At 46.9% G+C, this 24,598-nt stretch carries 25 protein-coding genes and 1 pseudogene; 23 read left to right on the top strand and 3 right to left on the bottom strand.

The genetic code is table 11. The annotated features are described in order from the left end of the window. The first annotated feature begins 11 nt into the window (after window positions 1-11). The 21 genes and pseudogenes from OXH16_05365 to OXH16_05265 all read left to right on the top strand — a co-directional run bounded on the left by OXH16_05365 (window position 12) and on the right by OXH16_05265 (window position 19,488). Window positions 12-665 (top strand): 2-phosphoglycerate kinase, encoded by a 654-nt coding sequence (locus OXH16_05365; protein ID MCY3680803.1) that lies wholly within the window; start codon window positions 12-14, stop codon window positions 663-665. Between the two features lie 43 nt (window positions 666-708). Next, window positions 709-795, top strand: a pseudogene (locus OXH16_05360) (antibiotic biosynthesis monooxygenase). Window positions 796-814: 19 nt separating this feature from the next. After that, entirely contained in the window at window positions 815-2,056 is a 1,242-nt protein-coding gene (locus OXH16_05355; GenBank protein ID MCY3680802.1) for an ankyrin repeat domain-containing protein, read from the top strand. A 168-nt stretch (window positions 2,057-2,224) separates the two neighbouring features. Then, complete coding sequence (locus OXH16_05350; protein MCY3680801.1) at window positions 2,225-2,494, top strand: DUF4160 domain-containing protein; 270 nt, start codon at window positions 2,225-2,227, stop codon at window positions 2,492-2,494. A gap of 11 nt (window positions 2,495-2,505) precedes the next feature. Continuing rightward, window positions 2,506-2,808: a DUF2442 domain-containing protein gene (locus OXH16_05345; GenBank protein MCY3680800.1), complete on the top strand. Its 303-nt coding sequence runs from the start codon at window positions 2,506-2,508 to the stop codon at window positions 2,806-2,808. Window positions 2,809-2,914: 106 nt separating this feature from the next. Beyond that, window positions 2,915-3,835 carry a hypothetical protein gene (locus tag OXH16_05340; GenBank protein MCY3680799.1) on the top strand — a complete coding sequence of 307 codons (921 nt, stop codon included), beginning with the start codon at window positions 2,915-2,917 and terminating at the stop codon, window positions 3,833-3,835. Between the two features lie 29 nt (window positions 3,836-3,864). Further along, on the top strand, window positions 3,865-4,311 hold the full coding sequence (locus OXH16_05335; GenBank protein MCY3680798.1) for a GNAT family N-acetyltransferase: 447 nt from the start codon (window positions 3,865-3,867) through the stop codon (window positions 4,309-4,311). Between the two features lie 25 nt (window positions 4,312-4,336). Continuing rightward, window positions 4,337-4,837, top strand: a complete 501-nt coding sequence (locus OXH16_05330; GenBank protein ID MCY3680797.1) for a GNAT family N-acetyltransferase — start codon at window positions 4,337-4,339, stop codon at window positions 4,835-4,837. 77 nt (window positions 4,838-4,914) lie between these two features. Beyond that, window positions 4,915-5,259: a RidA family protein gene (locus tag OXH16_05325; GenBank protein MCY3680796.1), complete on the top strand. Its 345-nt coding sequence runs from the start codon at window positions 4,915-4,917 to the stop codon at window positions 5,257-5,259. A gap of 25 nt (window positions 5,260-5,284) precedes the next feature. After that, complete coding sequence (locus OXH16_05320) at window positions 5,285-5,776, top strand: NUDIX domain-containing protein (GenBank protein ID MCY3680795.1); 492 nt, start codon at window positions 5,285-5,287, stop codon at window positions 5,774-5,776. Window positions 5,777-5,808: 32 nt separating this feature from the next. After that, window positions 5,809-6,522, top strand: a complete 714-nt coding sequence (locus OXH16_05315) for a class I SAM-dependent methyltransferase (GenBank protein ID MCY3680794.1) — start codon at window positions 5,809-5,811, stop codon at window positions 6,520-6,522. Window positions 6,523-6,571: 49 nt separating this feature from the next. Further along, window positions 6,572-7,378 carry a methyltransferase domain-containing protein gene (locus OXH16_05310; protein ID MCY3680793.1) on the top strand — a complete coding sequence of 269 codons (807 nt, stop codon included), beginning with the start codon at window positions 6,572-6,574 and terminating at the stop codon, window positions 7,376-7,378. A gap of 69 nt (window positions 7,379-7,447) precedes the next feature. Further along, the gene (locus OXH16_05305; GenBank protein MCY3680792.1) at window positions 7,448-8,464 is read left to right on the top strand and encodes a hypothetical protein; all 1,017 of its coding nucleotides are present in this window, start codon (window positions 7,448-7,450) and stop codon (window positions 8,462-8,464) included. A 49-nt stretch (window positions 8,465-8,513) separates the two neighbouring features. Next, window positions 8,514-9,404 carry a phosphotransferase gene (locus OXH16_05300; GenBank protein MCY3680791.1) on the top strand — a complete coding sequence of 297 codons (891 nt, stop codon included), beginning with the start codon at window positions 8,514-8,516 and terminating at the stop codon, window positions 9,402-9,404. Between the two features lie 55 nt (window positions 9,405-9,459). Continuing rightward, window positions 9,460-9,660 (top strand): DUF433 domain-containing protein, encoded by a 201-nt coding sequence (locus OXH16_05295; protein ID MCY3680790.1) that lies wholly within the window; start codon window positions 9,460-9,462, stop codon window positions 9,658-9,660. A gap of 47 nt (window positions 9,661-9,707) precedes the next feature. Then, window positions 9,708-10,079, top strand: coding sequence for a methyltransferase domain-containing protein (locus OXH16_05290; GenBank protein MCY3680789.1), 372 nt, complete (start codon window positions 9,708-9,710; stop codon window positions 10,077-10,079). A gap of 44 nt (window positions 10,080-10,123) precedes the next feature. Further along, complete coding sequence (locus OXH16_05285) at window positions 10,124-10,711, top strand: hypothetical protein (protein ID MCY3680788.1); 588 nt, start codon at window positions 10,124-10,126, stop codon at window positions 10,709-10,711. A gap of 44 nt (window positions 10,712-10,755) precedes the next feature. Next, window positions 10,756-11,790 (top strand): C45 family autoproteolytic acyltransferase/hydrolase, encoded by a 1,035-nt coding sequence (locus tag OXH16_05280; GenBank protein MCY3680787.1) that lies wholly within the window; start codon window positions 10,756-10,758, stop codon window positions 11,788-11,790. A gap of 297 nt (window positions 11,791-12,087) precedes the next feature. Continuing rightward, window positions 12,088-14,475, top strand: coding sequence for an ABC transporter permease (locus tag OXH16_05275; protein MCY3680786.1), 2,388 nt, complete (start codon window positions 12,088-12,090; stop codon window positions 14,473-14,475). A gap of 52 nt (window positions 14,476-14,527) precedes the next feature. Continuing rightward, a complete protein-coding gene (locus tag OXH16_05270) occupies window positions 14,528-16,927 on the top strand; it encodes an ABC transporter permease (GenBank protein MCY3680785.1) in 2,400 nt (799 codons plus the stop codon). Window positions 16,928-16,998: 71 nt separating this feature from the next. Further along, on the top strand, window positions 16,999-19,488 hold the full coding sequence (locus tag OXH16_05265) for an ABC transporter permease (protein ID MCY3680784.1): 2,490 nt from the start codon (window positions 16,999-17,001) through the stop codon (window positions 19,486-19,488). A gap of 34 nt (window positions 19,489-19,522) precedes the next feature. Here the strand turns inward: OXH16_05265 and OXH16_05260 are convergent, their stop codons facing one another. Next, window positions 19,523-20,338: an NAD(P)-dependent oxidoreductase gene (locus tag OXH16_05260; protein MCY3680783.1), complete on the bottom strand. Its 816-nt coding sequence runs from the start codon at window positions 20,336-20,338 to the stop codon at window positions 19,523-19,525. 11 nt (window positions 20,339-20,349) lie between these two features. Then, window positions 20,350-20,949 carry a hypothetical protein gene (locus OXH16_05255; protein MCY3680782.1) on the bottom strand — a complete coding sequence of 200 codons (600 nt, stop codon included), beginning with the start codon at window positions 20,947-20,949 and terminating at the stop codon, window positions 20,350-20,352. A 167-nt stretch (window positions 20,950-21,116) separates the two neighbouring features. On the opposite strand from OXH16_05255, the gene OXH16_05250 reads away from it, so the two are divergent. Together OXH16_05250 and OXH16_05245 are read left to right on the top strand one after the other, a co-directional pair. Further along, window positions 21,117-22,862 carry a phytanoyl-CoA dioxygenase family protein gene (locus OXH16_05250; GenBank protein ID MCY3680781.1) on the top strand — a complete coding sequence of 582 codons (1,746 nt, stop codon included), beginning with the start codon at window positions 21,117-21,119 and terminating at the stop codon, window positions 22,860-22,862. Between the two features lie 35 nt (window positions 22,863-22,897). After that, the gene (locus OXH16_05245; GenBank protein ID MCY3680780.1) at window positions 22,898-23,680 is read left to right on the top strand and encodes a hypothetical protein; all 783 of its coding nucleotides are present in this window, start codon (window positions 22,898-22,900) and stop codon (window positions 23,678-23,680) included. A gap of 120 nt (window positions 23,681-23,800) precedes the next feature. Here the strand turns inward: OXH16_05245 and OXH16_05240 are convergent. Continuing rightward, a partial coding sequence (locus OXH16_05240; protein MCY3680779.1) for a hypothetical protein occupies window positions 23,801-24,598 on the bottom strand: 798 nt, incomplete at its 5' end.

The following is a 24,598-nucleotide window of genomic DNA, read 5'->3' as shown; positions in this document are numbered from 1 at the left end:
CAATAAAAATTATGCGTGATGCACCTGCCCACTTAAGAGTAATTCTCATCGGCGGCTCATCCCACTCCGGAAAGTCGGCTCTGTCCGAGTCGATAGCTACAAACCTGGGATGGAACCGAATCTCCACAGACACACTTGCCCGGCATCCTGGCCGACCATGGCGGTCCGCACCAGAAAAGGTCCCAGACCATGTGGCGGAACACTATCTCTCCCTATCAGTTGATGAACTGATCGTGGATGTACTCCACCACTACAGGGTCAATTTATGGCCAAAAGTTGAGAAAATTGTCGCGTCTCACATCAATGATCTTTCCCGAGGGGGATTAATCATAGAAGGATCAGCACTATGGCCCGAACTTGTAGCAACCCTTGACTCCGAAAATATTGCTACATTATGGCTTACAGCGAGTGAGGAAGTTTTTCGGCAGAGGATTCGCGATGAAAGCCTGTATCATTCAAAGTCGCTTCGGGAACGAAGAATGATCGATAAGTTTCTGGAACGCACGCTCGTCTATAACGCACAGATGATCGAGATTGTCAACCGGCATGGTTTCATTCTCGTAGATGTTCAACAATCCAATTTAGCAGAGCTAACCCAAAGGTGCTTATCAATACTCAGGAGTTCCCGCTGGATAGTCTTTTTAGCGGGAATCTTTTATTATTAAGAGACCTGTCGGCTAACATCTCAACAAACAAAAGGAACAGAAAATGATTTTAGAAGTTGCAATATTGGACGTTAAGCCAGGGCGCGAGAAGGAATTTGAAACTGCTTTTGGCGAGGCGCAAAAAATTATATTGCGTAAGGAGAAAGGTCATGTATTCAAGATTCATCCTGAGAACTCTGGGAAGTTTTTCAATTCTCTTTTTTTGTAATACACAAAATATAATGGGGAGTGAGTTGAATATAGCGGCAGAGATCGGAGATACCACAAAAGTAAAAAACTTACTTAAAAAAGGCGTAGATACAAATGAGCGGGATAGATTTGGACGAACACCTCTCATTTATGCAGCTCTGAATGGTCATGAGCACATCATAAACATGCTGCTCGAATCTCATGCTGATATTCATGCCAAAGATCATTTCGACCAAACGGCATTGATTGCAGCAGTCAATAAAGGACATGTGAACAGTGCTAAAATTTTGCTAAAAAATGGGGCTAATCCATCGGCTCCCAATGGTGAGGACATGCTTCCTATATTTATAGCCTTTGAACGGGAAGACTTCGAAATGGTAGATTTATTATTAAAGTACGGAATCAAAATCAACACTATAGACAAAAAAGATAGGACCGTTCTCCAGAAAATTATTGAATCAAATCAGGTAGAACTCGTGCGAACAGTTTTAAGACGTGGTGTGGATGAAAGATATATCGTACATCTGGCTGCCAGTGTAGGCGACACAACATTGTTAAAGACATTCTTAAAAAATAAAATAGATATTAATCAAAAGGATCCATTGGGAAGGACGCCCTTGCTATTTGCGCTATTATATGATCGCACGCAATGCGCTGAAATGCTATTGGATCATGGCGCAGACCTTTCGCTTGTCGAAATCAACACTATAGATGAAAGAGGAAAGACCGTTCTTCAGAAAATTATTGAATCAAATGATGCAGAACTCGTGCAAAAAATCTTGAGACGTGGTGTGGATGAGAGATATATCGCACATCTGGCTGCTGGCGTGGGCGACACAACATTGTTAAAGACATTCTTAAAAAATAAAATAAATGTTAATCAGAGAGATCCATTGGGGAGAACGCCACTGCTATTTGCCCTATTATATGACCGCACGCAATGTGCTGAAATGCTATTGGATCACGGTGCAGACTTTTCGCTTGGCGATGAACAGGGCAAAACCCCATTAATGGTGGCTGCAGAACGAAGAAATATCGAAAATCTGAAACTCCTTTTGCATGCAGGAGCAAGTGTATTCGCACACGATAAACAGGGTCTGAATGCTTTAGAATACGTAACATTTGGTAATATTAATAGGCATAATCAGGATAAGTGTATAGAACTGCTCAAATCTGTTACGGAGGACAGAAGGATTAGATAGGAGAACTCACCCAGATATATGCAATTGGTTCAGTTGAATAATCAAACAGGTAGCTCATTCCGTCGGTGACCCGTTGAACGAGCATACACAAAAATCTGTTGACTCAGAATTTCTCTTGATGATTTTGATTCATAATAGTACACTTTGATAGGATGGAAAAGGAGTGTAATGCCTGAGATTTCCCGATTTTTCGGTATCATAATACGTATGTATGCTGAGCCTAATGCACCTCATCACCGACCTCATTTTCACGCTTATTATCAAGGAGACGTTGGGGTATATGCCATTGATACCATTGAGTTGATTGCGGGTCAACTTCCACGGCGCCAGCAGCGTCTAATTGAGGCCTGGATAGAGTTACACCATGAAGAATTACTGGCAGATTGGGAACGATTACAATCAGGTCGAGCACCTTTCAAAATTGATCCTCTTCAATAAAGGAGATCAACATGCACCATCCCATATATCGCGTGATATTTTTTGAAATACAGGCACCCTATACACTTCGCGTTTGTTTTGACGATGATTCGGAACAGATTATCGATTTCCGCGCCGTATTAGAAGGTGAATTATTTGGGCCTCTTCGGGATTTATCCTTATTCAACCAAGTGCGGATTGATCCAGAGGTCCATACTCTGGTATGGCCGAATGGAGCTGATTTTGATCCAGCTACTTTACACGATTGGCCTGAGCATCTTCCTGAACTTAAGCGCATGAGCGAGCGCTGGTCTCTCGTTGAGACGGAGGACTAACGCAGAGGAACTCCAATGTGCTTATCAAAAAAAATACGGATTCCCGCTGGATAGTCTATTTAGCGGGAATCTTTATTATTAAGCCTTCGCAAATGAGGAGGTTTCTGTGGAAGTCAATTCCCGTGCAAAAACCGCCTATGTAAAGATACCTGCTGGCGAGGGACAGCTCACCATCTGCTTGAGTCCCCTTGTAAACCTCTTTATTCACACCCTGAATTTGTATGATCTGCTCGGCGGACATGGAAAGCAATACACCCTGCGCAAGAACGTGCAGGCCAGGAAAGCCATCATATCTGATTTGCACTCACAAGTAACCGGGAAAGACCGATATTTCACACGCGGAGATTTGCATATCTATGAAACCAGCATGCAGAAGATCATAGAAGAAAATCTCTACCTCGAAAAGGTAGCACCACATCTTTTGGATCAAATCAGTCCCAAGGCATTTCCCTCCGCTCTGGTCAACAGTTGGAAACGATTTTATGAGGATTACTGGACAGGAGAATTCGACCGGCTCTTGACAATATACCAAAAGATAATTGAGGACATTGATTGGACTAAAACTATCGATCAGATGGCGGAATTGTCACAATCCTCATTCCATGGCCAGATGCTGTTATTCCTCGTAGAAGCCACTGCAGAAAGTGCGCTAACATTTGGTAAAAATACTTGTATTGGCACACTTCAAGTGGGCAGTGACGGCGGTTTTGTACATGAAGGACTTCATCTTCTTCTCGACGAAAAATGGGCTGATAGTCCACGAATAAATGCCCTCATAGAAAGCAAAGGATTTACGGATCCATTTTGGAAGAATTGGCAGAACAAGTACGAGCAAGCCCTTGTTGTATCCCTCGACTGCCACATTCAAGGTTTCGCCGATGACCTCAATCGCGTCCGCAAGTATTTCCGTGGATGCAGAATAGAGGACTTGTATCCAACTGTTTGGCCGCTCGTTTCCAGATATGCCCAGGAGCGGGAAGGAACCATCGAAGAACTGATGTATCGCGTGATCGCAGAGAGTCTGTAGTCCAGATAACTATGAGGAGTAATCAGATAATGATAAGAATCATCACATCAGAGGACCTGGGAGATTGCGCGCGTCTGTACGTGAAGGTTTTCTCCGAATGGCCGTACGAGGAATCGTGGAGCATTACCCAGGCTCACCACTACCTCAGTCGATTCTGGAAGTTCGACCCCGAACATTGCCTCCTCGCCCTCGACAAAGATGATGTGATTGGCGCGATGTTCGGATACTGCTATCCCTGGCAAGACCGAATCAACTACTACATGCAAGAACTCTTTGTTGATCCTGATCAAAGGCGGTCGGGCCACGGACGAAGACTGGTGCGTCATCTCCTCGACAAACTCGGAGAATCGGACGTATCCATGTCCCTGATTGCCAATGAAGCAACGCCCGCAGCCGCGTTCTACGAGGAATTTGGATTGCGGCAGCACAGGTACTACAAATTCTATTGTGGCACCTTGAAAACGGGCGTGAAATAAACCATCTTATACCACAGCAATCGCCATGCAAATTGAGAATATCAAGCACTACCTTGACGCCATTGATACATTATCAAAGGCACAATTTGAACTATGGGGACCTCTTACAGGTCGAAACACGCTGGCGGAATATCGCGAGTTACTCCACTTCGCAGCCGAATCCGAGAGCCTGCCCACCACGCTCGTTGCCGTAGAAAAAGCAACCGTTCTCGGCTCTGTAAACATACTCGAAAACGATCTGCCACTCCGTCCTGATATTGCGCCCTGGTTAGCGCAATTATTTGTCTTTCCAAATTTTCGACGCCGGGGTGCAGGCGCATTGTTAATTGCGGGTGCGATTGCAGAGGCCCGAAAGCTGAACAGATCAATACTCTATTTGTACACGTCTGGAACGCTACCGAGTTATTACGAGCGACTTGGATGGTCTCGCCTGGAGGAAATTGCGTACCTGGGCGAGCTCAGAGTGATAATGACCTATCCCATCCACGACATCAAAAAAGCCTTCCGACCCATCCCTCCCGTGTAATACAGAAACCCTTTGGTAGATAGAACTGTCAAAAGATTGATCCTCCATTGTAAGACGCTATCTATCAGGGAGTAATCATGACCATCATACGATATCCGGGAAAAGCGGTTGGTCGCAGTGAATCTGTCGAACACAATGGCATCCTTTATACAGCCGTCATTGCGCCGGACCTATCAGCAGATTTCAGGAGCCAGACCCGGCAGACACTCGAACAGTTGGACACAAATCTCGCCGAAGCCGGAACTGATAAGACCTGTCTCCTCTCCGTCACGATCTACATCACAGATATGGCAAAGAAACCCATCCTGAACGAAATTTGGGACGCCTGGATCGGTCCCGACAACTGGCCCCAGCGTGCCTGTATAGAAGCCAAGCTCGAAGGAAATACGCTTGTAGAGATAGTCGTGATCGCTGCAAAATAGCATTAAACTGAAGGGAATGGTCACAATGGATACACAGATTAGAGTCAGCACAAAAGCGCTCATTCTTCGAGACAACGCCATTCTGCTCGTAGAATACGATGACGAATCGGGCCTTCACTACAACATGCCGGGAGGCGGTGTAGAGCCGGATGAGACTTTGGAAGAGACACTTAAAAGAGAGGTACAAGAAGAGACCTGCGCCGAAGTCGAAATAGGTCGCCCACTCATCATTACGGAATACGAGCCAAAGAGAAACGCATTCTGGGGAGGAACGCGTCACTCACTCACAGTAATCTTCGAGTGTAAGCTTACAGGTGATACAGAACCCCAAATGCCACAAAAACCGGACCCCAATCAGACAGCGGTCAAATGGATTCCCCTTGTTGATCTCGACAAAGTGGAATTGCTCCCACACGTCACAGATCACATTCTAACCTACGCGAACAAACAGGGAAACCACTACCCAATCTATCTCTGCGAACCCATCAACCCCGACAAAGTGCAGAAATACCTTTGATGTGCTCAGAAAACTAAAGAACGGATTAGACTATGGCAAAATTTGAAGAATCCAGGTGGGGCGAAACAGAATATGCCCAAGAATATCAAGATCATTCGCAACACTTTTTACCGGAACGAAATACGCATTTCGAGATACTTGCTTCATTCTACCAGTATTTTGTTCAGAAAAAGCGAGTACTTGATCTTGGATGTGGCGACGGAATTATAAGCGAGAGACTATTCCTTATAGATCCTCATATCCAACTGGTAGCGGTCGATGGCTCTGAAGAAATGCTTTCAGCTGCCCAAAAGAGGCTTGCCGTATATGACGTGGAAAACTTCATCAAAATGCCTTTCGAAGACATAATCGAAGGTAAAGCAAACCTGGGCACTTTCGACTTCATTGTCTCTTGCTTCGCCATTCATCACCTGGAGAAATTACAAAGACGAGGGCTATTTGAAAAAATTCTGAATATGTTAGCGCCAAACTCGTACTTTCTGAATATCGATATTGTTTTACCCACAACTGAACCTCTCGAAAACTGGTATTACGACCTCTGGAGAGAATGGATTCAAAAGCATGAAGCGCGAGAAAATCTCTCTGAATCCTTTTCACATATTCCCGATGAAGCGCGTGTTCGTCCAGAGAACTTTTATGATACTCTCGAGAGCCAACTTGAGGATTTGCAGATCGTCGGCTTTAAAGAAGTCGCCTGCCATTACCGATATGGGCTTTTTGGAATATATAGCGGGAAAAAGCTATAAAAAATAAACGAGAATCCGTTTTCATTTTAATTCGGAGACATTGTCAAATATGGATCCATCCATCCTCAATTACTACGGAACCTATTATAATGAAATTGACCGATTCAATGACGGCAGCGGTCACCTGGAATACATACGCTCGAAACAGATTCTGACTCGGTACTTACCCCAAACTTCCGTCAACATCCTCGATGTCGGTGGTGGTCCAGGCGCGTACGCGTCCTGGCTCGCCGAGAAAGGACACAAAGTCCATCTGATTGATCCCGTCCCTCGACATCTCAAGGAGGCGGCAGAACGCGCCAGAAAGCACCCTCTAAAAAGCATCCAGAGAGGCGATGCGCGTAGCCTGAAATGGTCAGACGAAACCATGGACATCGTCTTGCTCATGGGGCCACTATATCACCTTACGAAGGCCGAAGATCGAAAAAAGGCACTTCGCGAAGCCAGAAGAGTTCTAAAACCTGGAGGACGCCTATTTGCAGCCGCAATCACGCGATTTGCATCTCTACTTGACGGCATAAGATCCGGGGCGATCCTCGATCCAGCCTTCCGAACAATTGTAGCGCGTGACTTAAAGGACGGTCAACATCGCAACCCCGACGAAAACAAAGACTACTTTACCACTGCCTACTTCCATCGCCCAGAGGAACTAACTGTCGAAATCACTGAATGCGGATTCGCCCAGTGCCAGACACTTGCCGTAGAAGGTGCCGCCTGGTTGCTCGGAGATATAAAAGAACAATTAGAAGACCTTGAACGCCGCGAAATACTTCTCGATGCAATACAGAAACTTGAGGCAGAGCCTTCTCTACTTGGCGTTTCTCCGCACATTATGGCAGTGGCTCAGAAACCTTGATTACTTTCCCTCGATACACCATCATTTTTCAAGAAGACCATCCCTAACATTCTTTAGAGATCAACAAAAATGCCTTTAGACAAAAAAAGCGGCGATATAGACCCGCGGCTTGCATTGGCTTTGTCCGAAATAGACGCCATTGTGCAAGCAACGTCCAATCTAACACTTGATGAAGACTACTTACCCGGGTTTCCAGGAGGAACGAATACAGCTCTTTTTGGCCATCTGAATGGCAAACCCATCGTTTTTAAATATTTCCATAACAAAGACAGGAAGGACCATGAGGAAAAAGTATTGAAACTCTTCCAGAAAACTGGCTATGTCCCTCAACTTTATCCGATCAGAAACGACTCTGTCCTCATAATCGAACGATTGCCTGGACTGCCGTTCTTCATGGTAGAAGAGAATGTAAGTTTGGAGGAATGGAAAGGACTCTTCAATCAACTGGGACAGGCAATCGCGAGAATTGTCAAAATTGCTCCTGGATCTGATTTGGCAACTTCTGGAAGACAAGACCTGCCGCGCGAGCCTGGTTTTGACTACAAATTTTACCGTACTGCAAATTTAGAAACCTTCTTTGACACAGTTATAGAAATATCCGCTGGCGTCTTAGAAACGTGCGATTTACCACATCAGTCCCTCTTAGAGAAGTCTCTCAACGATCTACGGACAAATAGAGATGCGATTCTGGCATATCCCAGTTTTATTTTTTTAGACGATTTTCACTATAGCAACATCATCGCCCAGGGTCCCACTCTGCAAGGATTCATAGATCTGGAGATGTCGCGTTACAGCAACGAAGTCCTGGTCCTCGGATCTGTTATGGCGTCAGTTATACCCAGCCAATTAGAACGCTGGTCCTGGATTAAAACGGGATATGAAACTGTTCGCGGAAACAGACTTGATCCCGAAACAATCTACCTATCAGAAATTGTTGCACCATTCAACCGTTGGATTCGGTTTATGTGGTATTGGGGCTGTGACGAGATACCTACCTGGGTCCAGGAAAAGAATCTCCGAATGTCAGTCATTCAAGACATTAAGGATGTCGTAAATATCATTGAGTCGTTGAAAGCTATATCCTGATATGCTACTGGATCGCAATCCGACATGGCACGGCTTGATAGGTGGGAAAATGCCCCCTTTCCCGGCAGCAATTGTGCAGAATGTCCTCGCTCGTTTTGAGATTGAGAACCCAGCCAGATTAAAAGCATGGCCTTTCGGCCCATTTGACATTATAGCTGCCTTTGAATATCGCAACACCCCCTATCTCTTAAAGGGTCGCCACATCGAACAAAGAGGTGTCAAGTCACTGTTTCAAACGCAGGACATACAAAAGCAACTCCTTCGACTGGGCTTCCCCGTATCAGACTTTATAGCCAATTCTTCCGGCGAAACACTGGCACAAGGTCCCGACTGGCAAAACGAAGAAAACATCTTTTATGAAATTCAGACCATTCTCCCCGGCGTGCCATTTTCTCCTGATACGCACACAGCTCTCTTAGCGGGGAAATTGCTCGGACAACTCCACCTTATCGGACAGGAAGTTCATTCGGATCTCCTGAGCAAGTTTTACTACATTGATACGTTCGTAGATAGATTTCCCAATCAGTTACAGATATCCCTTCAAGATGATAGAGATTTACAACGCGGAGAAAGCCAGGAGATCAAAGACTCTATATCGCGATTATCGGATGCTTCGACACGTTTCTCACTTACGCATCGCCTGACACACGGCGACTTCACGCCCGATAATCTCTTGATGAACCAAAACCAGCTTTTCTTGATCGATAATGATGAACTTGGATTTGGCGTTGCGGCGGTCGATATCGCGTGGGGGCTAACCTATTTGTTTGGACTGAACATCGGATTGGGACAGATCTTTCTGAATGAGTACATAAAGCACGTTCCCGAATTTGCCGAAAACGATCTTCTGGCTGTTAAAGACTACCTCCTGGCCTTAAACATACAAGCGTACAATGTGTCAGAATTGTTAGATATCCTGCATACATTGCTCTCTATTTAAAGGTTACATGACATGAGAACGAACTCGGCTGACCAATGCAGACTGAAGACATATCATGCCTAACTTAGACCGCATTGAAATCAATCCCAAGGTGATGATGGGAAAACCCGTGATGAAAGGGACGCGCATTCCAGTCGATCTGATTTTGAGAAAATTGGGGGAAGGAGCATCAGAAGACGATTTGCTCGACGCTTATCCTCGGCTCACATTAGAAGATATACGCGCTGCATTGCATTATGCAGCGATAGTCGCCTGATTTTACCTCATGTAAGGGACTTCTTGCACAAAAGAACGGATTAGACTATGGCAAAATTTGAAGAATCCAGGTGGGGCGAAACAGAATATGCCCAAGAATATCAAGATCATTCGCAACACTTTTTACCGGAACGAAATACGCATTTCGAGATACTTGCTTCATTCTACCAGTATTTTGTTCAGAAAAAGCGAGTACTTGATCTTGGATGTGGCGACGGAATTATAAGCGAGAGACTATTCCTTATAGATCCTCATATCCAACTGGTAGCGGTCGATGGCTCTGAAGAAATGCTTTCAGCTGCCCAAAAGAGGCTTGCCGTATATGACGTGGAAAACTTCATCAAAATGCCTTTCGAAGACATAATCGAATGCCATTATCGATATGGGCTTTTTGGAATATATAGCGGAAGAAAGCTCTGACGGCAAAAGACAAGACTGAACACCTGATGAAAGGATAAACAAATATGTGGACGCCAGTTGAGACTCAATTTTACGCCAAACAGAATCCCGTTGGCATAATATGCATCGGCGACTTTGAAGAAGCGCATACAATCCGAATATTTGCCGAACGTCTAAATCTGGCAGTTAGATTCTATAGAATCGGAACACCGGGTGATTTTCTGAAGGTCATCAGTCGTGAACCTGAATTGCCTCCCTGTATCATTATCTGCGGTCATGGGGATGAAAATGGGATTGTCTTTGGCGATTACATAGAGGGCATTGATACATCAATGCTAAAGGACGAGAGCATGCCGCCAGAGAGTATTGAAAAACATGCAAATCTGACTGATCGAATTGTTGTGAATACGTGTTGTGTAGGCGGGACAGACGCAATGGCAAGCGCATTTTTGAAGAGTAAGCCGAGATGCTACATCGGATCTCTGGATTACCAAAATGCCGCGTCAACGACCATCTTCGTGACATTATTTCTGGATCAGTTATTGAAAAAAAATAAGCCAGTACTGGAAGCGTGGAATCGGGCAGCCTCTTATGATGGTGAAACACGTCACTTTGCTTTTTATGATTCCAACGGACGTCAAAAAATCGAATAAGTTTCATTGCAAACTGCGAAAATGTTATACCCTACCGAGCAATCATGGACACAATACCCCGCATAATCAGGATAGAGGCCGATGATCCCTACTCTGCCGGCGTCCGTCTTGGCGAGAGTCTCGGCCGTAGTTTTGGGGCCTACCTTGAAAATTACCTTGCTACCCGAATTCTGGCAGCGAAGAACTACGCTAAACCTTCGGAAACGCATGCTGTAACGTGGATCAGTTCTCTACCCGAACATATATATGACAGGTTTCGGGGTCTCTCTGAAGGGAGTGGGATACCGTTCGGGCGCATAGCATATTGGGGTTATCAGGAAATGGCACTCAGTCAGGGCTGTAGCAGTATCATCTGTCGGTCCAAAGGCAAAGTCTGGATTGGTCACAACAACGATACTTTCGTACCCGAACTATGGGGATACATCACAGTCATGGAGATCAAGGATCGCATCCCAACCATGTGCTTTGGGCTTGCGGGAGATATCTGGGCGACCGCTGGCATCAACAAGGCGAAGCTATGGCTACACGTTGACCACTTGAAGGCGACTGATAAGCCAGACAGTAGAAAAGCCGTCCTGCCGACGTATGGCTTCATTGTTGAAGCTCTGGAGACGTGCGAAACCATTGATGATGTGCGGGGGCTTTTGAACGAAATTGACAGAACAGAAGGTATGATCCTAATAGCTGCGGATGGCAAAACAGATGAAGCAGCCATCTTCGAATGCTCATGTTCCAAATGGAGACTGGAGAGAGTCAAAACGGATTGGGCTGTGAGAACAAACCACGCCATGATAGGACGAGAAAGCAGAAAGAAAGGAAAGCAACCACTCGACACATGGAGCAGATACAATCGCCTGGCGCAACTTCTCGAAAACAGCTACAACAGCGGCGGGACCCCAACACCAGCAGATTTGAAGACATATCTCGCTGACGACGGAGTTGAGCGAAGAGACAATGAGTTCGCAACTGCGTATTCAGTCGTCGTGTGCCCCGCTGCCAGCAAGACTGAATTCACCTTGGGCGGGCAACCAGCAGCCAGTTGTGGGAACTGGTCTCATATTGAGTGGCCCTGGCACTAAGAACTTGTCAATGATTTACCAACTTCAACCTACTCCCAATATCGCGGGCAGGTCAGTCAATGAACTGATTTCGTAATCTGCCTTGATCCCCTCCTCTTAGTGTTCATTTTCGGACACCACTGTATCAAAATCGGACACTTCTTAAGACGTCCATTTCGGGCAATTTTTCATAACCTATTGTAATATCAATATTTGACTTTTCTGGCACAGTTTTTGCTTAATATTTACATATAGGAACTGGTCTCATATTGCGTGGCACTAAAGGCTTTCCTATGATTTGTCAATGGAGGTCTCTCCATGTGGAAAAATTATCTCACCATAATCATACGAAACATCCGCAATCACAAACTTTATTCACTGATTAACGTAGTAGGATTAGCGGTGGGTCTGACGAGCTGTGGCCTGATCCTCCTGTGGATACAGCATGAGATAAAATACGATCAACACCATCTCAACGGAGACCGCATTTACAGAGTATTGAGACAGGTCAAAAACAAAACGACCGGGAATTCCTACTTCAGCAATGGCACCCTGGGTCCTTTAGGCCCTGCTCTCAAAGCCGACTTCCCCGAAATCGAGGCGATGACCCGAATCTTTACCGGTTCTTCCTGGGTTCAGTACAAAGATAAGGGATTCCGTGAGAGATTCTGGGTTGCCGATGGTAGTTTTTTGGATGTATTCACATTTCCTTTGCTAAAGGGCGATCGTCAGGCACTTCTGAAGCACCCTTCTTCTGTGGTTGTTACAGAAACAGTTGCACGAAAGTATTTTGGCAATGAAAATCCTATCGGCAAAGTGATTACTGTAGAAGATCGTTACACGGGAGGAGATTATGAGATTGTAGGCATCTTGAAAGATTTGCCGAGTCAATCAACACTCCGATTTGCCTTTTTGACGTTTACAGTTTCTTCTTCACCATTTATGCAACATGTTTGGGAAGTATGGCGCAAATCTTCCTATCGTCCTATCAAAACTTATTTATTGCTTTCTGAAGGTACTTCCCCCGCTGATTTAGAGCGTAAATTACCTGATTTTACCACCCGCTACTTTGATCTCGAAACGCGTGCGAACACAACGTATCACCTGCAACCTTTTCGTCGGATCTATCTCTACTCATATTCAGACTACGGTATAGCAGGTGGTGGAGACATTACTTATGTCTATTTATTTGCTGCGATCGGAGCTCTGATTCTCCTGATCGCTTGTGCGAACTTTATGAATTTGGCAACCGCGCGTTCAGCCAAAAGAGCGAGAGAAGTGGGCATTCGCAAGACCGTCGGCGCACACAAACTTCAATTAATCAACCAATTTTTCAGTGAATCGCTATTCATATCACTCCTATCTTTGCTATTTTCAATTTCACTGATTGAGCTTGTCCTGCCAGCATTTGAACAATTTGTGGGCATAGACTTGCGTTTTGGCGTCTCTGAACTTCTCATAATGATCGCTCTTACCGTACTGATGGGCTTCATCGCTGGAAGCTATCCCGCTTTCTTTTTGTCAAGTTTTCAACCCATACAGGTATTAGGTGGCAAGGACTCAAACGCCTTAAAAGGTGTTCGCATGCGAGAAATCCTGATCATCTTTCAATTCTGTGTGTCTATCGCCCTCATAATTTGCACTGGCGTGGTCTATCAGCAACTGAATTATATCAAAAACAAAAAACTGGGCTTCAACAAAGACATGGTGGTCATGATGCCGCTATTTGCAAGAGACCGATCTCTTACAAGTAAGTATGAATTGATCAAGCAGGAATTTCTCAAACATCCCAATATTCACCGTGCAACTGCATCTCAAACCACATTCGGGTATGGCGGAGGACGTGAACTTGTCATTCCAGAAGGAATTGAGTACGAAGAGGTCAGAATGAGACGCATGGCAGTAGATGAAGACTTTTTGGACACATTCGAAATCAATGTGATAGCTGGAAGAAATCTGAATAAGGATATTGCAAGTGACTCGACCAACGCGTTTATTCTCAACGAGACGGCTGTTAAACAACTCGGATGGAAAAATCCTGTTGGAAAGCAATTTACCTGGCCTCTTACTGATCGTCGCGGAACAGTAATTGGGGTCGTGCGCGATTTTCATCTGCGGTCTCTGCACGGAGAGATAGAACCAATTTTCATTTTTAAATGGCAGGAAAAATGGAACTGGCTATCGGTCAAAATTGGACCGGAGAACGTCTCATCAACGATAGATTTCATGGCGTCAAAGTGGAAGCAATTCATTCCAAACCGGCCTTTTGAAAGCTGGTTTTTAAACGAATATCTCGAAGAATTTTATCTAAAGGAAATCGAGATTTTCAGTGCCCTTGAAATCTTCACGCTTCTCGCTTTGTTTGTCGCTTGTATGGGATTGTTTGGCCTTGCAAATTTCAGTGTTGAACAAAGAATCAAAGAAATTGGAATCCGCAAAGTACTGGGTGCAAATCTCGCAGATATTTTTACATTGCTTTCAAAAGAGTTCCTGAAGTTAATCGCGATCGCTTATGTATTGGCACTTCCCCTCGCTTATTATGCCGGGGAGCAATGGCTGCAAAATTTTGCATACCGAATAAATCAGAGCGTGGTCGTTTTTATTATCGGAGCAGTCTCGGGCATCATTGTCACCCTATTAATCGTGGGCTATCAAGCTGGCAAAGTCTGGTCTGAAGACCCCGTTAAAATGCTCCGTCAGGAGTAACCGACGACCCATCTGATGCAGGTTTAATCGCTATATAAAGAAAGGTTACACAATGATCGGTAAATATCTTGTCATTGCTTTAAGGCGAACATTCAGAGATAAAACCTTCTCTTTGATCAATCTAATCGGGCTTTCTATTAGCATGGCAAGCGTAATACTCATTATGGTATTTATGTATAATGAGTTGACCTTCGACACCTTTCATAAAAACTCTGATCGCATATTCAGAGTATTGAGAGAAACTGAATCTTTAGCAGGAGCACCCCAGATTTCACCAGGGACTTCCGGTATGTTGGGACAGAGTTTGGTGGCAGATATTCCTGAAATTGAGAAAGTTACTCGTTTTTTTGAAATGAGCCAAAACTGGGCAACCAACGAAGAGAAGGGATTTTTTGTAGCAGTTTGTGCTGTTGATCAAGAATTTTTGCAGACATTTTCTTTTCCTCTCAAAATTGGCGATCCAAAAACCGTTTTGAAAGACAAATTCTCTGTCGTTATAACAGAAGAAACTGCACAAAAATTTTTCCCCAATGAAAATCCCATTGGTAAAACAATCTCTGTCGATGGCAGGTATTTTGGCGGAGATTATTTTGTCTCCGGCGTTTTAAAAGATATACCTCGAAACTCCTCTCTGCATTTTGACATATTGACATCTACTGTTCACAATGAAATACCATTGACCGCCTGGGAGAGATGGCAACCAAATACATCCTGGCGACCAATCCAGACATTTGTCCTGTTGTCCGATGCAGCGTCTCCAAAAAACATAGATACCAAACTTCAGGACCTTTTAAATCGCTATATGGGACCTGATGTAAGTGAACGCAATCGATATATTCTCCAGCCTTTGGAAAGAATGTATTTGTACTCTCACCTTGAATATGGAATTAGAGGTGGTGGGGACATTACATACGTCTATATTTTTTCGGCAATCGCAATATTTATCGTACTTATTGCCAGCTTTAACTTTGTAAATCTATCTATAGCGCGATCTTCTGCCAGACTAAAAGAAATTGGCGTGAGGAAAACCGTTGGTGCCCATAAGAGTAGTCTCATCTTTCAGTTTATAGCCGAAGCTGTTTTTACGGCATTTTGTTCTTCACTTCTCGCCTTTAGTATTGTAGAAATCTCTCTTCCCTATCTGGATAGCTACATAAATCAAGAAGGCAAATTGGAATTCAGCGGACACCTTTTATTTGGTATAACATTTCTTACAGCCCTCGTTATAGGCACTCTATCTGGACTTTATCCCGCACTTTTCCTGGCATCTTTTCACCCCGTCCAAATACTAAGACGTGAACTCCAGTTTAATAACTCTGGAAAATGGCTGAGAAATGGCTCTTTAATTTTTCAATTTGCGGCTTCTGTCGTGCTAATCATCAGCACAATTGTTGTTTATAAACAAATGGCATTTATTCAAAACAAGGCGTTGGGATTTGATAAAGAGCATATTGTCGTATTACCTCTTTTTACAACTGACCGCTCTCTAAATGAGCGATATCGCGTTATTAAGCAGGAATTTTTGAAACACCCCAATGTGATCTCTGCATCTGCGTCCAATTCTACTATCGCCTGGTTTGGTGGCGCATTTCATACAGTCTATCCCGAAGGTTTTCAGGGTAGCGAATGGCAGATGAGAATATTGGGCGTTGACGAAGACTTTATAGATCTGTATGGGATAACACTGTCAAAAGGTCGGAACTTTTCCGTGGAGATTCCGGGTGACGCAACCGATGCTTATATCCTAAATGAAACAGCAGTTGAGCAACTTGGGTGGCAAAATCCGATAGGAAAACAGTTCGAATGGGCATATTGGAAGCGCAAGGGCGTTGTGATTGGTATCGTTGAGGATTTTCATAACCGATCTCTCAAAGAACCCATCAGGCCAATTGCACTATGTATGTGGCAGCCCAAGTATAATCTTCTTTCTCTAAAAATTAGAGGTGAAAATATCAAAGATACAATGGCTTTTTTGGAGGATCAATGGAGGCGATTTATTCCTGACAAACCATTCAAAGCCGCCTTTTTAGATGAACACCTGAACCAGCTATATCAAAATGACATTAATTTCGGGCGTATATTTGGCGTATTTGCATTGCTCGCCATTTTTATAGCCTGTTTGGGCATGTTGGGCATGGTATCTTATGCTTTGGAAAGAAGAACTAAAGAGCTTGGAATCCGGAAAATTCTGGGTGCTTCGGCCTGGCACATTATTGTCCTGATTTTCTCCGAGTTCTTCGGCATCCTTGTTGTTGCTAATTTATTTGCGTGGCTAATTGCATTTCTTTTAATGGATAATTGGTTGCTTTCATTTGCTTACAAGATCGAACTGTCACCTCATACTTTTGCCCTGGGAACGCTATTTGCAATTGCAATTACTTTTGCAACTGTAGCCTGGCATTTGATACAGGCCGCCTCAAAAAATCCCATTGACGAAATAAGGTATGAATAGACCGAGAATCAGGGAAAACGACATAATGGAGTCGGTTTGACTGTACTTTTTCAAACGCGGAGGGCGCATTGATGTTCAAAAACTATCTCGTCATCGCGATTCGCAATTTGCTCAAATACAAAATGTACTCAGCGATCAACATTGTTGGACTGGGTATTGGCATTGGGTGTGTCATATTGATCGGTCTGTTTGTACAAAACGAATTGGCTGTTAACACCCAACATCCCCATACAGATCGCTTATATCGGGTCATTGGTGAGTATCGGTCAGAAAATGGTCAGAAAACATACGACTGGCGCATTTCGGGTGCAGTTGGTCCCACTCTGTCACGCGATTTCCCCGAAGTTGAAATCTCCACACGCACAATGCTTCGCCAAGCCTGGGTGCAGCATGAGGACAAAGTCTTGAATCGGGTATTTTGTCTCGCGGATCCGAATTGCCTGGATATGTTTAACTTTCCAATGATACAGGGTGACAAGTCCGCTCTTTTACAGCATAATTCTGTTTTTATCACCGAATCTATGGCACGCGATTATTTTGGCGATCAAGACCCCATAGGCAAAGTGTTTACGATCGAAAGTGGCTTTATTGGGGGCGATTATACTGTCGCAGGTGTACTTAAAAATTTGCCCAGGCGATCCTCGATTCGTTTTGATATGCTTTCAGCCTCTGTCAGGCCTGCTTTTCTGTCTCGATACTGGAATGCCTATTTGCCAACAGCACATTGGAGAGGCTCAATCACGGTCCACGTACGGGTAAAAGAAAACACGTCAGTTGAAAAATTGGCTTTAAAAATGCCCGCGATGGTGGAACAGTATATGGGACCAGAAATGGTAGCACACACGACGTATCACTTCCAGCCCATGGATGAAGTGCATTTATACTCACGACGCGATTACGGGCTTCGAGACGTATCCGACCTTGAAGGGCCAGTGACGTATGGCAATATCGCACATGTCTATGCTGCGTCTGCTACAGCCATTCTTATTTTTTTAATTGCGGGCATCAACTTCATCAATTTGACCACAGCACGATCAGCTAACCGGGCGCGTGAGGTGGGATTGCGAAAAGTGGTCGGCGCGCATCGGGGACAACTCGCTTTGCAATTTTTGGCCGAGTCGATGATTTTCTCTGCATTGAGTTTGATTGTGGGGGTAGTTGTTGTTTCTGATTTCTTACCACATTTCAACGACTATACGGGCAATTCTTTGACATTGGATATCACGAGCAATATGGTGCTTGCTCTGGTTGGATTATCTCTGATAACAGGACTTATTACGGGGATTTACCCAGCATTTCTTTTATCGCGGTTTCGGCCTGTTGAAGTGCTCAAAGGCACACTCGCAGCAGGTGCCCGCGGTGGGTTACTGCGAAAAGTGCTGGTGATTTTTCAGTTTAGCACATCTATTGCACTGATTGTAATCACATTGGTTGTGTTTAATCAAATGTCGTATATCCAGAATAAAAACCTGGGATTTGACAAAGAGTACGTCATTGAGTCTCGTCTCTTGTGGGAATCTCGCAATTCTCGTTTGTATGAAGATCGCTTGTGGGAACGGTACAATGTTGTCAAAGATGCGTTTTTGCAGCATCCCAATATTACGGCTGCAACGATTTCGCGCTCTTCACACGGACGCACTGCGCCACAAGCGACCTTTAGTGCTTATGAACCGGGCAAAGAAGAATTGCGTATGGGCAGGAATGAAGTAGATGAAGATTTTCTGAGTTTCTTCAATATTGAGCTTGTTGCGGGTCGAGACTTTTCAGAAGACGCAGCGAAAAGGTATGACTCGGAATCATTTGTGCCCCGAGATCAGTTAGACCAATTGAAAGTTCACGGTCAGGCAGAATACATTCTCAATGAAACCGCTGTTAAAATGCTGGGCTGGACAGACCCCATTGGCAAACCATTTGGTGTAAAGGGGCGAAGACCGGGGCGTGTTATAGGCGTAGTTAAAGACTTTCACGCGCGCACATTGCACGAGCCACTGGGCCCCATGGTTTTATATGCGAACAACGCGGTGCCCAAGACAATTTATCTGAAGGTAAGCCCTCATAATTTCGATGAAACCGTTGCACACATGGAAAAAGTATGGAAACATTTTTTGCCGATTCGCCCTTTTGCTTACACGTTTATGGATGACAATCTGAATCAGCGATATACACAGGAGCGACAGTTGAGCCAAACGATGAGCGTTTTTGCTGCTCTGGCTATTTTTGTTGCGTGTCTGGGCCTATTGGGGCTGGTCTCATTTTTGACCGAACAGCGCAAAAAGGAAGTGGGTATTCGCAAGGTGTTGGGTGCATCTGCAGGTCTTGTTGTAGGGCTGTTCTTGAAAGAGTTTATTCGCCTGGTATTGGTATCCTGTTTATTGGCATGGCCGATTGCCTATTGGGCAACCAATGAATGGTTACAGAATTTTGCCTATCGCATTGAGATTTCGGCACTGCCGTTTTTAGTAGGTGGTGTGTGTATGGTTGTCCTGACAACAATAACAGTAGCGTATAAGGTGATCAAAACAGCCCAGGCAAATCCAATAGAGGCCTTGCGGCATGAATGATTATAAAACAGTCTGGTATAACCGTGAGGGCATCCTAATCACCCGCTCCTGAAGACCGCACATACAACGCCTCGAAGCGATCCTTCGCCTCCCATCCCAACAACCGCTTCGCCTTATCGGGCCGATACTTATCGTGCGGCAACCGCGCACAAATGAAAAAATTCTCATAAGGCGACGGCATCTCGGGCGCTCGCAGCCCGCACAAAAACGCCGCGCCAGTATCCTCCCACGACGTCGAATAGGGATGTGCGCCGCGCCCATATTCTTCGGGCAACACCTCTCCTGGTCGAAACTGCGTATAAACATAAGCAAGCACCTCCAGACCCTCGCGCTCGGCAAAAACGCGCGTCACATGCCCGCCCAGATACTTGGTCAGCGCGTAGAGATCATCGCCCGGATGCAGCGGAATATCGGCATCCAATTGAAAATCGTGCCAATAATCGGCATTGTGATCCAGCGAAGTGTGAAAAGGTCCCGTGTGAATCAGCCGCTTAATCCCACATGCCACACAGGCTTTAGCCACATTGTAAGCACCCACCATATTCACCTGAAAAGCCAGCACCGGATGCGGCCGAATCACAGACACATTGATCGCCGCATCCATACCCTCGCACGCGGCCAGCACCTGCTCGTAATCCGTAATATCCACAACCCGATTCTCGTGCGGCGGACCCAACACCTCTGGAATCGGCGCCCGGGGACTCTGCGGCGGAGATTTCGCTATCTCTGTCATAGGGCGAAGATCTGTCACCCGCAAAGTATAATGGTCTTTAAGCGCAGAAATCGCCGAAGCACCCACCGGACCACCCGCCCCAAACAACACTACATTGCCCTCATTTACAGTCGCCATAACATTTCCCCTCAAGCAAAACGACCACTCGACGCCACATGCGCCAGCGACCAGTGGTGCCCCTCGCGCTCGGCTATAAGCGCATCGCGCACCGCCGCCACCGCATCCTCCACCATCGTCTCCACACCCGGCGCACCAAGACGCAAACAACGCACTTCGATCTGACCCGTACGCGCAATCTCGCGCACCACCAACTCAGCCATAAACGGTGCCAGCGACTCAGCCTCAGCGCGCGGAATCGCATTCCACCGCGGATCAACGATATATTCCTCCGGATAATCCCGCACCAAATCCAGACAACTCAACAGCACCACCTTCTCAACACCGGCGGCACAGGCGGCCGTCAGCGCCACATAAGTACCCCGCGCCGCAGCATCGAGCAGAACCTGTTCGCTATCCCCTATCGGATCGCTGGCCGCCGCGTACACAACAGCCTCTACACCTCCCATCACCGGATCTAACGACGCCCGCTCAAGCAAATCAACCTGTCGGTACCCGGCAAAATCACGGGCATCTTCCGAACCGATCGCCACCACCTCAAAACCCGCGCCCAACCCGGTCGCCAGCAACGCACCCCAGGGGCGATCTGCGCCAATCACTACCACATTCATAATATCTCCTCCTTGATTGTCCCGCAATATACGCGATACGCTCCGCGGAACGCAACCTTCAAAAAGCGCGAACATCTATTTGTCTTGCACCTGCATGTCAAAGGCTATATTTTGCCATCAATTGAACTGCATCACCCACCATCTATTCTTTCAAGGAGAACCCGGACATGGACCGCGAATCTATGACCAATGAAGAGAATTACTTCTTTGACACCGAAGGCTATATCATCGTCCCCGGTGCCCTCACCTCGAAAGAAGTCGATACCCTCAATAACACCCTCGACGACGCCGGACCCACCGATAATCTCTTGACACTATCCGCTCCGCTGCGGGACCCCTTCCGCGACCTTCTGGTCCATCCCGTACTGGTCTGTTACCTCAACCAGATCTGTGGCCACGGCTTTCGCCTGGACAGAGCACCTCGCCTGATCGGAGAAGCCGCTGGCGACGATCCCAACGCCCCGCTACAGGGCAACAACGAACCCAGAGACACGGCCCGGGCCTACTACTTTCAGAACAACTACCGCGTCTGCCACGGCGCGCGCGTCATCTGGGCACTCTGCGATGTCAACGCGGACGACGGCGGCATGGTCCTGGTTCCAGCCAGCCACAAAAGCAATGTAGAAGCACCCGAAGACCTCCTCACAGGTGCAGACGACATGGACCTGGTCGAACAACCCGTACTCAAAGCTGGCGACCTGCTCATCATTGGCGGCACCACCCTTCAGGGCCTTCGCCCCTGGAAAGGGCACAATCCACAGCGCCTCATCGCCTGCGAATATGCCAACCGCGCTGTCCTGCAATCCAACGGGCCAGGAGCAAAAATAGAACCCAGACCGGAATGGATGGCCAATCTGCCGCCCGAACATGTGGCCGTCCTCTCCAACCCCGGATACAAAGACACCACCGACCCGCCGCCAACCCTCAATACCGATGGCAAAAAGACCTGGCTGGAAAAATCGCCGGACATTATACACCCCTCGTTTTACAAACCCGACCCCGACGCTGGCATTGACCACAAAGAACTCTACTTCTGGGATCTCACCGGCTACCTCATCGTGCGCAATGTCATGGACGAAGAATGGCTGGCACGGGCCAACGAAGCCATCGACAAATTCTCCGATCGCATTGTCGTGGGCGAAGAACTCGCCCGGGGATCCAAAAGCCTCCGGGGCACTGGACGCCCCACGCTCAGCGGCCTTCTCCACCTGCCTGAACCCTATTGCGAACCCTTCCGCAAAATGCTCATCCACCCGGCCGTCATCGGTCGCCTCAACTGGATGATGGGCAGCGGATACCGGTGCAACGGGGCCACCGCCTTCTGTTCGGTCAAAGGCTCTACCGGGCACTCCCTCCACGGCGGCAATGAACCCCTCATACCCTCCCGAAGCTATGTCTTCCAGAACGGCCGCAGCCATGCCGAATTTGTCCGCGCTGTCTGGCAATTGCACGACACAACCCCTGGCGGTGGTGGATTCGTCTGCGTCCCGGGAAGCCATAAAGCCTATTATCGCATGCCCGAAGGCATCCGCACCAGCGACGACGACATGGGCACCATCCGCCAACCGGTCCCAAAAGCCGGCGACATCCTCTTCTTTATGGACACTGTCCTCACCCACGGAGCCTGGGCCTGGAAATCCGACATCAGCCGCCGGTCCATCTTCTTCAGTTACTATTCCCGCCACCACTCCTACCGCGGCGGCGTCATCGAACCCGAAGACCGCTGGGGAGAAGATATAGTCGAAGGCATGACCGAAGCCCAATTTGCCGTCATGCGCGGTTCCACCCGCGATGCCCGGAGCAGAAACACGCCGCGCCTCGTTGTAGAAAACGGCCAGCTAAGTGTCTCCTACGACGCCAGGGGAGACCGTTATGAATACCCGGTGCGAAAACCGGGTGATAAGAGAAAATAAAACACGCGACACACCAGCAGAGGTGCTGACGAATCATGACAAAAACGACGATACAAGTAAAGAAAGCAGTTGAAATCTACTTCAATGACCTGCAACGGATTCGCACGTTAGGTGGGGGAACTGGAGAGCGGTCATTCTACGGGCCGCTTGCCAACCTGCTGAACGCCATAGGGGACACGCTCAAGCCGAAGGTGTCTTGCGTGATCGAGTTAGCTGATCAAGGCGCGGGTCATCCCGATCTTGGTCTTTATGCGGCACGCCAGATGCAAAAGGGCCGACCACGCGAAGGGCAGATACCAGAATGCGGTGTGATTGAAGTGAAACCCGCGGGCGATGACACATGGATGGTCGCAGCGGGTGATCAAGTGAGTCGTTATTGGGAACGCTATCGCCTCGTGCTGGTGACCAACACCCATGACTTTATATTGGTTGGCGATGATTTTGCAGTAACAGCAGGGTGGGGACATTTCGGGTCGAGCGGTGCTGTGATGCCGGGTAAGGGTCGAGCTATTGAACGCGACTGCACGCGAGACGAGCGCATTGCGCTGGGTGATGCCATACCCACGCTTGGCGAATCCACATTCGATATCTACCTGAATGACCGCGCCTACTGGCGCAACATCCCCGCCGCGATTTGGGACTACAAGCTCGGCGGATATCAGGTGCTCAAGAAATGGCTATCGTATCGGGAACATAAAGTTCTTGAACGGGCACTATCACCGGAGGAAGTCCAGTACTTTGCGGATACAGCGAGAAGGATAGGAGCGATATTGTTGATGAAAGCGCGAGTGCAAAACACAGGAAATTATGGAGCTTGAAGACCATGTCCAAAAAATCTTCAATGGGGCGCAATTCTTTCGCTATCAAAGATATATGTGCCTTCTGAGTAACTGATGTTACGCAGTGTCCTGCATCTCGTCGAGCTTATAGAAATCACGTCACGCATCGAACACGCGCTGAAATGCCTCGAGATTTGGCACCTGTATCGCCGCACGGTGCAACTGCTTCAGACGTTGCAAATCGTCAATCGCGGCAATGCGAGGAGATAGGGGGTGTGTTTCGGGCATATCAAATCGAATCTCCAATATTTCGAGAATATCTTCAATGGCGCGTTGCCTGCCCCCTTGCTCAATACCTAATTGCTTGATGTATTGTGCAGACGATGATTCGCGCATAATGGCATCCATAAGACCCTCCTGTAATAGAATACGATTGATCAGTAGCGGATCATACTCTAACCCACTCAATATCATCAACCGACCCAAAAAGTCAACCTTTATTGACTCATCCACCGGCAACCCATTCGTCTCGTCAACACAGTGGCGAAACCACGCATCCGAGTCCATCCTATCAGGACGTTTCATCAAGGTGGTAAACGGAAACAACCCCGAAGGTCCGCCATCTATAATATCCTGTCCCTCTATCTCACTCAGCCGAATCACGCTGTATTCTATTACAACGGGACGGCCAGATATTTCCTGAATAAAGTGCCCCGGATCGCGCCGACCTGCACTGCGCCGTAAGTAGATCACACTGGAATAAATCGGCAGGTTGTGTTGCTCTATCGCACGTATCATATAGCCCGCCATGCGCAGCGGCATAGAGGGATCGTCCGTCGTCTGAAACTCGTGATGTATCAACGCCTCCTGCCCTGCGATAAGGACGCGGATGAGGCTGTCGGTGTGTCGTGTTTCAACGGTGTTTTGCTCTGTGTCGAGGATGTCGAGGACTTCTAC

The organism is Gemmatimonadota bacterium (genome assembly GCA_026705765.1).
Classification (GTDB): Bacteria; Latescibacterota; UBA2968; order UBA2968; family UBA2968; genus VXRD01.
Note: the sequence above shows the minus strand (reverse complement) of the source record. Positions and strands in the feature narration are given on the sequence as shown.

Coding starts and splice junctions, on each gene's coding strand:
- OXH16_05300 (MCY3680791.1), top strand. CDS start 8,514: ATGCCCCCTTTCCCGGCAGCAATTGTGCAGAATGTCCTCGCTCGTTTT.
- OXH16_05320 (MCY3680795.1), top strand. CDS start 5,285: ATGGATACACAGATTAGAGTCAGCACAAAAGCGCTCATTCTTCGAGAC.
- OXH16_05365 (MCY3680803.1), top strand. CDS start 12: ATGCGTGATGCACCTGCCCACTTAAGAGTAATTCTCATCGGCGGCTCA.
- OXH16_05255 (MCY3680782.1), bottom strand. CDS start 20,949: ATGAATGTGGTAGTGATTGGCGCAGATCGCCCCTGGGGTGCGTTGCTG.
- OXH16_05295 (MCY3680790.1), top strand. CDS start 9,460: ATGCCTAACTTAGACCGCATTGAAATCAATCCCAAGGTGATGATGGGA.
- OXH16_05310 (MCY3680793.1), top strand. CDS start 6,572: ATGGATCCATCCATCCTCAATTACTACGGAACCTATTATAATGAAATT.
- OXH16_05335 (MCY3680798.1), top strand. CDS start 3,865: ATGATAAGAATCATCACATCAGAGGACCTGGGAGATTGCGCGCGTCTG.
- OXH16_05290 (MCY3680789.1), top strand. CDS start 9,708: ATGGCAAAATTTGAAGAATCCAGGTGGGGCGAAACAGAATATGCCCAA.
- OXH16_05305 (MCY3680792.1), top strand. CDS start 7,448: ATGCCTTTAGACAAAAAAAGCGGCGATATAGACCCGCGGCTTGCATTG.
- OXH16_05280 (MCY3680787.1), top strand. CDS start 10,756: ATGGACACAATACCCCGCATAATCAGGATAGAGGCCGATGATCCCTAC.
- OXH16_05275 (MCY3680786.1), top strand. CDS start 12,088: ATGTGGAAAAATTATCTCACCATAATCATACGAAACATCCGCAATCAC.
- OXH16_05315 (MCY3680794.1), top strand. CDS start 5,809: ATGGCAAAATTTGAAGAATCCAGGTGGGGCGAAACAGAATATGCCCAA.
- OXH16_05245 (MCY3680780.1), top strand. CDS start 22,898: ATGACAAAAACGACGATACAAGTAAAGAAAGCAGTTGAAATCTACTTC.
- OXH16_05270 (MCY3680785.1), top strand. CDS start 14,528: ATGATCGGTAAATATCTTGTCATTGCTTTAAGGCGAACATTCAGAGAT.
- OXH16_05250 (MCY3680781.1), top strand. CDS start 21,117: ATGGACCGCGAATCTATGACCAATGAAGAGAATTACTTCTTTGACACC.
- OXH16_05350 (MCY3680801.1), top strand. CDS start 2,225: ATGCCTGAGATTTCCCGATTTTTCGGTATCATAATACGTATGTATGCT.
- OXH16_05285 (MCY3680788.1), top strand. CDS start 10,124: ATGTGGACGCCAGTTGAGACTCAATTTTACGCCAAACAGAATCCCGTT.
- OXH16_05330 (MCY3680797.1), top strand. CDS start 4,337: ATGCAAATTGAGAATATCAAGCACTACCTTGACGCCATTGATACATTA.
- OXH16_05265 (MCY3680784.1), top strand. CDS start 16,999: ATGTTCAAAAACTATCTCGTCATCGCGATTCGCAATTTGCTCAAATAC.
- OXH16_05325 (MCY3680796.1), top strand. CDS start 4,915: ATGACCATCATACGATATCCGGGAAAAGCGGTTGGTCGCAGTGAATCT.
- OXH16_05355 (MCY3680802.1), top strand. CDS start 815: ATGTATTCAAGATTCATCCTGAGAACTCTGGGAAGTTTTTCAATTCTC.
- OXH16_05345 (MCY3680800.1), top strand. CDS start 2,506: ATGCACCATCCCATATATCGCGTGATATTTTTTGAAATACAGGCACCC.
- OXH16_05260 (MCY3680783.1), bottom strand. CDS start 20,338: ATGGCGACTGTAAATGAGGGCAATGTAGTGTTGTTTGGGGCGGGTGGT.